Raw genomic sequence first — 9,890 nt, 5'->3', positions numbered from 1 at the left:
GATGGGGCCTCGGGGGCGTTCGGCTAACTGCGGGAATGGCCTATTTGCTCAATGTGTTCGGCTGAGATCGGAAATCAACCCGTCACCAGCTTTTGCATGAAAAAAGGACCGAGCCCGCGAAGTCGCGGACCCGGTCTTTCCGAGTCATATAGATGTGACGTTCAACTCGTCAGGTCGACTAAGCCTTGGCGGCCTCGGCGTCGGCAGGAGCCTCAGCGGCAGCGGCGCGGCCGTACTCGGCCTTGCCCATCTCGGACCACTCGGGCTCCTCGTCGGGCATGGAGCCGGCCTCCTTGCCGAAGAACTCCTTGAGGCAGTTGACGGCAACGATGAGGCCCAGGACCATCAGCAGGACGGCAAAGACGAGCTGCAGGCCCTTGGTGGCGGCGACGGAGACGGCGGCCGTGGTGGCGGTAGCCGGGATGGTACCGAAGAAACCGTAGGCCTGGACGGCGGTCATGCAGCCCATGGCGCTCTGGACCAGCGAGGTGAAGGTGCAGCAGAGCAGGAAGGCGACGGGCACGTAGAGCATCCAGCCCTTGCGGCCGGTGCACTTGCAGAACACGGCGAGGGTGATCATGGTCATGCCGCCGAGCAGCTGGTTGGAAGCACCAAAGAGCGGCCAGATGTTGGCATAGCCACCAAAAGCGAGGGCGAGACCGGGAAGCAGGGTGACGACCGTGGCGAACCAGGGGTTGCCGAGGACCTTCATGTAGCCAGCCTTGGACTCGATGGCCAGGGCGTCGTTGGTCTGGGCAAAGAACTCGGAGAACGAGGTGCGGGCGATGCGGGCGACAGCGTCGAGCGAGGTCAGGGCCAGAGCGGAGACGTTCATGGTCATGAAGACAGTAGCGAGCGTGCCGTCAACACCGAAGGCCTGCATGCCGCGGGAGATGCCAGCGGCGAAGATCTGGAACGGGGTGGAAGCGACACCAGCATTGAGGGCGCCAGTACCGGCGGTGTTCATATCGGAGAACATGATGCCGGCGACGATGATGGCAAGGATGCCGACGAAGGACTCGACGATCATGGCGCCGTAACCGACCTTGACGGCGTCCTGCTCCTTCTCGACCTGCTTAGAAGAGGTGCCGGAAGAAACGAGGCTGTGGAAACCGGAGAGAGCACCGCAAGCGACGGAGACGAACAGGACCGGGAACATCATGCCGGAGGCAGTGGAGAAGCCGGTGAAGACCGGAGCGGTGATAGTGGCCTGACCGTTGACGCCCAGGACGACGATGCCGAGGACAGCGCAGACGATCATGACGATCATCATGATGGAAGTGAGGTAGTCACGCGGGGTCTTGAGCATCTGGATGGGCATAGCGCCAGCGAAGACCAGGTAGACCATGACGACGGCGAACCACTGGAACTTATCCAGGTAGACCGGGAACTGCATACCGACGGCGAACATGAGAACCATGAGGACAACGCCGGTGACGAACTCGGCAGCGCCGGTGAGGTTGAACTTCTTCTGGGCCCAACCAAAGGCGATAGCGACGAAGGTGAACAGGATGGAGATGGTACCAGCGCAGCCGGCGGCATAGGACTTGGTGAAGTCGATGGCACCGGTAGCAGCACCAGAAGCGTCAACGGCCGGGGTGAACATGAACGTCTTGCAGACCATGTCGGTGAAAGCGGCGATGACGATGATGCAGAACAGCCAGCAGAACAGCAGGAACAGGCGACGGCCGGTCTTGCCGATGTACTTCTCGATGAGCTGAGCGAGCGACTTGCCGTTGTTCTTCATCGAAGCGTACAGGGCACCAAAGTCATGGACGGCACCAAAGAAGATGCCGCCGACGAGGACCCAGAGCACGACGGGCAGCCAGCCAAAGGCCATGGCGACGATCGTACCCGTGACAGGGCCAGCACCGCAGATCGAGCTGAACTGGTGCGAGAACGCGGTGAAGGCGGAGACGGGCGAGAAGCTCTTGCCGTCCTTCATGCGCTTGGCCGGCGTGAGGGCCTCTTTGTCAACGCCCCACTTGTTGGCCAGCCAGCGGCCATAGCCCAGATAGCCGCAGGCGAGCACCGCCGCGGCCACAACCATGAGCAAAACTCCGTTCATTACATTTCCTCCTCTAAAAAGAACTTCCTAGACATAAAAAATGAGGGCCGTCGGTTGCGCTCGACGGCCCTCATCTTCATCAGCCGCCCGTTATCGTACGGGCTAGCTGTATGTGCTAACCCGCATCAGATAATTACTACGCTGATAATGTTTAGCTGATGCGTGAACATGTCTAAGAAATCCTCTTCAATCATGATGCGAACGATCCGTGCGTGTTCACATCCCCCAGTGGTTGAAAAGGAGTATGAAACTTTAGTTACCTAAAGTCAACGCAAATTTGTAATGAATTTTCAACTTTTTTGGATTTCTCGGTATAAAACGCCACTGACCTCGGACTTTACCCCACGACAGTTTTTGCATGAGAGATGCCCCTGAGAGCCGCGGGAGCCGGGCGGCGCATATGAACTTTCCTGCTCTACAGTCCTGCGCAAGACGGAAAGCACATTAAGTGCTTTCCTTTGCGTGCGGAACTCGCGATAAAGTTCATATGCGCCGCCCGGCTCCCGCGGCTCTCAGGGGCTCCCATCCCAAATGCGGAGCAAAGCTCCGCACGCCAACTTTTTCTTTCAGCTAAAGAACGCTGGAAATTCGACGCTGGCTTGTTAACCTTGCTGGACGTTGTCGACGCCAAACCAGCCCAGAAGCTATATCGATACAGAAAGGTCCCCGGACGGAGGGGCCGGATATAAGGTTTATCGCGAGTTCCGCACGCAAAGAAGGCCACTTAATGTGGCCTTCGTCTTGCGCAGGACTGTAGAGCAGGAAACCTTATATCCGGCCCCTCCGTCCGGGGACCGCGCCGTACCAGCTACAGCGTCATGTTCGGATCGGCGTCGACGTCGAACGGCGAGATTTCACCTCGGTCGAATTTACGGCGGGCGACCTCCGCGATCATGGCTGCGTTATCGGTACAGGCAGACAAGGGCGGCACCGTTACGCGAATCCCCTGACGCCCAAGCTTCTTGATCATCATCTCGCGCAGATGCGGGTTGGCCGAGACGCCGCCACCGATGCAGTATTCCTTGCATCCGGTAGCGTGCAGTGCGTTTTTGGCCTTCTTGTACTGCACGTCAAAGACAGCTGCCTCAAACGAAGCCGCCAGATCGGGAAGGTGAATCGTGCGCCCGGCCTTGGTCTCTTGCTCGATGTAGAGCGTCACCGCCGTCTTGAGGCCCGAAAGCGAGAAGCGGTAGTCCCCCCTGCTGTTAAGCGCACGGGGGAAATCGATCGCCTTGGGGTTGCCCGTCTCGGCCAGCTTAGAGATGATGGGGCCACCGGGATAGCCCAGGCCCAGCGCCTTGGCCACCTTGTCGAAGGCCTCGCCCACGGCGTCGTCGAGCGTCTCACCGAGCACCTCGTAGTCGCCCCACGCCTTCACGTGCACGAGCATGGTGTGCCCGCCCGAGACAAGCGTGAAGATGAACGGCGGCTTGAGGTCGGGCTGCGCCAGCAAGTTGGCAAACAGGTGCCCCTCCAGATGGTTGACGCATACGAGCGGCTTACCGGCAGCGTAGGCAAAGCCTTTGGCAAAGGCAACGCCCACCACGAGGGCGCCCACCAGGCCCGGACCCTGTGTCACGCCCACGGCGGCAAGCTCGCTGGGGGCAATGGCTCCACCCTCAAGACCAAGCGATGCTGCGGCATCCTCGAGCGCCGCATCCACGACACTCACAATCACCTCAACGTGTTTGCGCGAGGCGATCTCGGGCACCACGCCGCCAAAGCGGGCATGAAAATCAATCTGTGTCGATACCTGGTTGGCCAGCATATTGCCATCCGCATCGATAATCGCCACGGCCGTCTCGTCGCAGGAACTCTCGATAGCGAGCACCAGGCGGCGGCGCTCAATTTCGGCACGCTCCCCCTCGGAGCGCCCGGGCGCAGGCAGCGGCCATACGCGCTGCTCTGCCGCCGTCGGCTCGGGCGAAGCATTGTCGACCGGAAGCACCAGGGGCAGCGGAGCCGTCATGACGATGGCATCCTTGCCGGCACCATAGTAGCCGCGGCGCCGTCCTGCCTCGGTAAAGCCCAGAGCGTTATAAAGCGCAATCGCGCCCTCATTGCCGTCCTCGACTTCGAGCGAAGCCGTGGTGCAGCCGAGCATCTGGGCATCATAGCTCACGTGCGACAGCAGCTTGCGGGCAATGCCCTCACGGCGATGTGCCGGATCGACGGCGACATCCAGAATCTGCACATCACCGTCCAAGACCATACCGCCGGCAAGGCCCAGCAGCTTGCCGTCGTCGTGTGCCACCCACCAACTACGCGGCGCAGCGACGTCCTCGCCCAGTTCGGACAGGAACATGCCCGGCGTCCACGCCTCGTGTCCGGCACCTTCAAAGCAGGCAGCCTCTAGCGCGCTCGCGCCCTCGGCATCCGCCGCGCCCATGGGACGGAACTGCAGATGACGACCGGCGAGCTCATCGGCAACGCCCGTAATTTCGCTCTGCGCACTCTCGGCAAGACCAAGACGCTTGCGCTCGTTTTCCTCGGCATCCGAAAGGCGCGTGTAAATCGGCAGGACGCGAGCCGGATCGCCGTCACCCGCAGCGTGCGCGAGCAGCAAGCCCTCGCCCGAAGGCCACCACAGGTCGCGCTCCACGCAGCGAGCGGTCTCGTCCCCACCCAGCAGCTTGCCATAGCGCACGAGACCGTCACCGGTCAGCTGAACCTGGTCCCAGTCCGCCGCTTGGCGCCACTCATCGAGCGCCACGGCGGCCTTGACCACGTGTTCGCGCTCAAATTGACGCTCGGGACCCTCATCGACCAGCATATACAGCGCCGGATATACCTCACCGCGCATAGCATCGGCCAAGATACCAAGCTTGCCGCGCACGCCAGCCTTCCACGCCGTCCAAGCGCAAGCGTCGAGCGTCGACACGCCCAGCAGTGGAACATTGGCACCGCGCGCGAGGCCCTTGGCAGTGGAGATGCCGATGCGCACACCCGTAAACGACCCCGGGCCGCGGCCGACCACGTAGTAACCAACATCGCTGCGATCCAGACCGGCTTGAGCCAGCACGCCATCAACGGTATTCACGAGCTCAACGTTGGCGTGACGGCGACACATGTGGTCGCCACTCACGAGCTTCGTCTCGCCCGTCTGCCCATCAATCCAGCTTGCCGCGCAGGCAAGCATGTCGGTCGAGGTATCGAGCGCCACCACCAGCGCGTTGTCGTTATGCAAGCTCATCTTGTACAGCCCTATCAATCAAATGGGAAAGCTCCATTGCGCGGTCACCGTGCGCCTCAAGCGTTATCGTTCGCACATCGCTGTCGCCCTCATCACGCTTGAGCGTCACCGAAAGATACTCATCCGTCAGCTCGTCCTGGAATTGTTCGCCCCATTCCAGCAGGCAAGCACCCTCATAGCCCAGCACATCGAAAATGCCCGTATCCTCGAGCTCGTAGGCATGCTCCAGGCGGTATAGATCAAAGTGAAACAGCGGAATACGACCTTGATCGTGAACGGCCATGAGCGCAAACGTAGGGCTCGTAACCATATGCCCATCGCCCAGCCCGCGCGAGACGCCCTTGGTAAAGTGAGTTTTGCCCACTCCCAGGCCACCGGTCAGGATGAGCACATCGCCGTCCTCAAGGCACGGTGCAATTAGCTCGCCAAAGTACTCCGTATCGGCAGCGCAAGTCGTTTTGTAAGTACCTACCCCCAGGCGCTCCAGGGACATATATGCTCCTTATTATTCCGAGGCGTCCTCTGGTGCGGGATGTCGCTCCAGATAGTCGCCCAGCATCTTAAAGTCTTCCTCCAGCAGCTCCTGCCACGCCGGATTGCGCAGCGCTGCTGCCGGATGGAACGTGGGCATTACTACAAAATGCCCCATCTGGTGGAACCTGCCGCGCAGCTTAGTAATGCCAATCTCGGTCTTAAGCACAAAGTGCGTCGCGGGGTTGCCGAGCGTCACGATAATATCGGGCCAGATGCTTCGAATCTGCTCACGCAAAAACGGCGAGCAAGCCAACACTTCCTCGGGACGCGGATTGCGGTTTCCCGGCGGGCGGCACTTAAGCACGTTGGCAATGTAGACGTCTTCGCGTTTGAGGCCCGCCAGCGACAAAATGCCGTTGAGGTCCTCGCCTGCCGCCCCCACAAAGGGCTCGCCCTGCAAATCCTCATTGCGGCCCGGCGCCTCACCAATAAACATCACGCGAGCGCGGGGGTTTCCCACGCCAAACACGATATTGTAACGCGACTGGTAGAGCTGGCAGAGGTGACAATCGCCCAGAACGGCCTCAATTTCCTCGAGTGCGACCTCACGTGGTGCCTGATGGGTATGGCCGGGGATGTGCATGACGCCCATAGCGGCTCCTACACGTAGACCTTGTCGAGACGCATGCCAAAGCCGCAGGCGACCTCGTAGTTAATCGTTCCGCGCAGTCGGGCCATCTCGTCCATAGTGATCTCGGCATCGCCATCGCGGCCGACAATGATCATCTCGTCACCATACTCGGCCTCGGGAATCTCGTGTGCCGGGTTGGACTGAATGGCGACCATAAACTGGTCCATGCAGATATTGCCAACCTGATGCACACGCTCGCCGCGATACAGCACATCCATACGATTGGAAAGCGTACGCGATAGGCCATCGGCATAACCGATCGGCAGCGTGCAGATCTGAACGCGCGTACGCGGTACGCGGTAGGTAAAACCGTAGCCCACGCCCTCACCCATCGCAGGGTGTGCCACGCGCATCACGCGCGCATGGACGCTCATAACGGGATCAAGCTGCATCACGCGGCCACTCAGCTCGCACGGCTGCATGCCATACAAGCCAACGCCGGCGCGAATCATATCAAAATGCATCGAGGGGTCGAGCATCGAGGACGGCGTGTTGGCGCAGTGCACGATACCGCACTCAAAACCCGCATCCTTAATGGCCTGAACGGCCTCGGTAAAGCGCTGACACTGCAGCTTGTAGTCCCAGCCCGAAGGTTCATCGGCCGTGGCGAAGTGCGTAAATACGCCGTCGCACTGAATACCGCGATGGAAATTAATACCGCGCACAAAGTCGAGCACCTGCGTGTAGTGTACGCCGATACGATTCATACCTGTCTCGATGGCGAGATGATACTTGCCCACCTTGCCCGCCGCGACGGCACATTCGCCATACGCAAGAGCAAAGTCAGACGTATAGACCGAGGGCATGATATCAAACTCGAGCAACGTCGGAATGGCCTCGATAGGCGGCTCGCTTAGGATGAGGATGGGCTTCGTAATCCCGCCCTGTCGGAGCTCAACGCCCTCGTTAACCGTCGCCACGGCAAACATGTCGGCACCAGCCGAATACATGATCTTGGCGCACTCAACAGCTCCATGACCATAAGCATCGGCCTTGACCACGCAACACAAGCGCTGACGTGGATTCAACAAGTTCTTATAGGCCCTCGTGTTGCGACGGAGCGCCCCGCGGTCGATCTCGACCCAGGACCAGCGCGTCAAATCGGCTTTATTCATGATTAGTCATCCGACCCTTCGTCCATGATTCCCAGATCTTCGAGCGCATCCTTTGCTGCCAGCTCCATGGCAGGACCAATCAAGTCGATAAGATCGGTCGCGATAACGCTCTTCTCACCATACTCCGTCGCCGCGGCAAAACCGGCGTAGCTGTGAAGTGCGACGGCGTACGAATACAGCAACTCCCAACGATCCATCTCGTCGCGCATGGTGGCAAGCGTGCCGGCCAAAATACCCGCGAGAACATCACCCGAACCGGCAGTTGCCAGAGAAGCCGGACCCGAAAGTGGCAGCAGCACACGCTCAACGCCACAGATAGCCGTCGTCGGCCCCTTGGCAATGACCACCAGATTGTCGGAGCCTGCAGCCCAGACAACCTTCTGCGCGGCTGCAATCGCGGTACCAAGGTCGTTCACCTCGTCACCGGCAACCAGACGCGAAAGCTCACGATAGTGCGGCGTCATAACCAACGGCTGCTCGCGACGATACATCTCGGGGTTACTATCAATACCGTCAATGGCAATCTTAGCAAGGCAGTTGAGTGCATCGGCATCCAAAATAAGCGGTACATCAAGCTCGAGCAAGCCCGAAACCACCTGCATAGCGCCGGCAGACGTCGTCATACCGGGACCGCACAGTACGCAGCTGTACTTCTTTGCAATCTCGCACACCGTCATGCGCGCAGCGGCGCCAAAGGAGCCGCGGGAATCAGACGGAATAGCAAAAACGGGAATCGAAGGAAGTGCCATGCGAATAAGATTAGCGCAGGCGTCAGGAGCCGCGACTGCCACGTAACCAGCACCCGCGCGAGCTGCAGACTTGGCCGCCATAATGGCAGCACCAGGATATTGCGCAGATCCGGCGACAATAAGCACAGAGCCACGGGAATACTTATCGATATTCGTAGGAAGTGGAGCAAAGTAATCAACTAAGTCACCGGGCTCGACAATCTCGGCGGCGTGGTCGACATCATCGATGACCTCGTCAAGACGGTCGTAAAGATTGCCGCAGATCAAATCGCCAGCATACTCAGGGCCATCAGCGCTATACAGACCAATCTTGGGCGCAATCATCGTCACCGTATGCTCGGCACGAATGCAGTCGTCATCAACAACGCCCGTCTCGGCATTCAGGCCCGAGGGGACATCAATGGATACGACACAATCGGCGCATTCATTGACCGTAGGAATCCAGATGGAGAACGGCGCACGCAGATTCCCGTGGAAACCGGTACCAAAAATGGCATCGACAACAACATCGGCCTTATCGATCAAAACCTCGAGTTCGTCACGCGAGGGGCCAACGCAAACGTGCACATCGCGGCCGGCAGTACGACGAGCAACATGACGTGCCAGAGCAGCAGGAATCTCATCCGGCTCAACCGGAGAAACGATATCGACGTCCACACCCTTATGGCTCAGAATATCGGCGGCAACCCAACCGTCGCCGCCATTATTACCAAAACCGACCAGAACGAGAACCCGATCGGGATTGAGCTTCAAGACCTCGTTGGCGGCAAACTCACCCGCGAGCTCCATAAGCTCGGCCTTCGAAGTCCCTTCGCGTTCGATGATATCCTCGAGACGAACGACTTCTTCGGTACTCAAAACCGGTTTCATCTATGCTCCTAGCGTATCTTGCGAAGCATCGCCCAGGTGCTCCGTCAATGCTGAATTCTGCAGCTGCTCAAGCTCATCTAAAACAGAGCGAGCCTCTTTAAATGTCTGCGCTACGCGTTTCTTGGTACTCACCTTTTCCTCTTTTGGCTTAGGCCGAGCATCTTCGGTAATCGCGATGGCATTCGCAACGGCTAAGTCTCCTGTAAGCGTAATGGAAAGAGCGACCTCAACAACACCCAGCTCTTGAGCGATCTCGAGAGCACGGCCCGAAAGCAGCGCTTTCGGTTTGCCGAGTTTATCACGCGTAACCGAAACATCCTTGCGACCAACGCCTTGACTAAAACCCGTGCCGAGAGCTTTAAGTACAGCCTCGCGCGAAGCAAAGCGGCTGGCATAGTGAGCAGCGGGACGCGATGATGCATCACAATACGCACGCTCTTCTTCGGTAAACACACGCCGAGCAAACGACGGCGTCTTTTCAAGAATTGATTTCATACGGGAAATCTCGACGATATCAACGCCGATACCAGCTTCAGCCATGTTCACCTCCATATCGCACAGACTAAGTTATTGTAGCCCGTTCACAGAAGATGCGACAAACGAGGGTTATAAAACACAGCTACTATGTGAGACAAGAGCCCGTAAACGCAAAAAAAGGGGGAGGCCGCGAGGCCTCCCCCTTCTCAGTTCAAGCGTACGGCTCGGTGCCGTCCACCGGTCAGCGGCGCCC

General features: G+C 59.1%; 7 protein-coding genes. All 7 read right to left on the bottom strand.

The features are described from left to right. Positions 1–178: 178 nt before the first annotated feature. The 7 genes from GPK39_RS07015 to acpS all read right to left on the bottom strand — a co-directional run bounded on the left by GPK39_RS07015 (position 179) and on the right by acpS (position 9,700). Complete coding sequence (locus tag GPK39_RS07015) at positions 179–2,068, bottom strand: carbon starvation CstA family protein (protein WP_118206559.1); 1,890 nt, start codon at positions 2,066–2,068, stop codon at positions 179–181. An 808-nt stretch (positions 2,069–2,876) separates the two neighbouring features. Further along, positions 2,877–5,261, bottom strand: a complete 2,385-nt coding sequence (gene tsaD, locus GPK39_RS07010; RefSeq protein ID WP_215674635.1) for a tRNA (adenosine(37)-N6)-threonylcarbamoyltransferase complex transferase subunit TsaD — start codon at positions 5,259–5,261, stop codon at positions 2,877–2,879. Then, entirely contained in the window at positions 5,248–5,754 is a 507-nt protein-coding gene (gene tsaE / locus GPK39_RS07005) for a tRNA (adenosine(37)-N6)-threonylcarbamoyltransferase complex ATPase subunit type 1 TsaE (RefSeq protein WP_138113463.1), read from the bottom strand. Before tsaE ends, tsaD begins: the two co-directional genes overlap by 14 nt. Before the next feature lie 12 nt (positions 5,755–5,766). Next, complete coding sequence (locus GPK39_RS07000) at positions 5,767–6,387, bottom strand: uracil-DNA glycosylase (RefSeq protein ID WP_215674633.1); 621 nt, start codon at positions 6,385–6,387, stop codon at positions 5,767–5,769. Positions 6,388–6,395: 8 nt separating this feature from the next. Continuing rightward, positions 6,396–7,541 carry an alanine racemase gene (gene alr / locus GPK39_RS06995; RefSeq protein WP_215674631.1) on the bottom strand — a complete coding sequence of 382 codons (1,146 nt, stop codon included), beginning with the start codon at positions 7,539–7,541 and terminating at the stop codon, positions 6,396–6,398. A gap of 2 nt (positions 7,542–7,543) precedes the next feature. After that, entirely contained in the window at positions 7,544–9,160 is a 1,617-nt protein-coding gene (locus GPK39_RS06990) for an NAD(P)H-hydrate dehydratase (protein WP_082222952.1), read from the bottom strand. Continuing rightward, positions 9,161–9,700: a holo-ACP synthase gene (gene acpS / locus GPK39_RS06985; protein WP_006235843.1), complete on the bottom strand. Its 540-nt coding sequence runs from the start codon at positions 9,698–9,700 to the stop codon at positions 9,161–9,163. Positions 9,701–9,890: the final 190 nt, after the last annotated feature.

This window comes from Collinsella aerofaciens (assembly GCF_018785245.1).
Taxonomy (GTDB): domain Bacteria; phylum Actinomycetota; class Coriobacteriia; order Coriobacteriales; family Coriobacteriaceae; genus Collinsella; species Collinsella aerofaciens_AD.
This window is presented reverse-complemented; position numbering and strand designations above follow the sequence as displayed.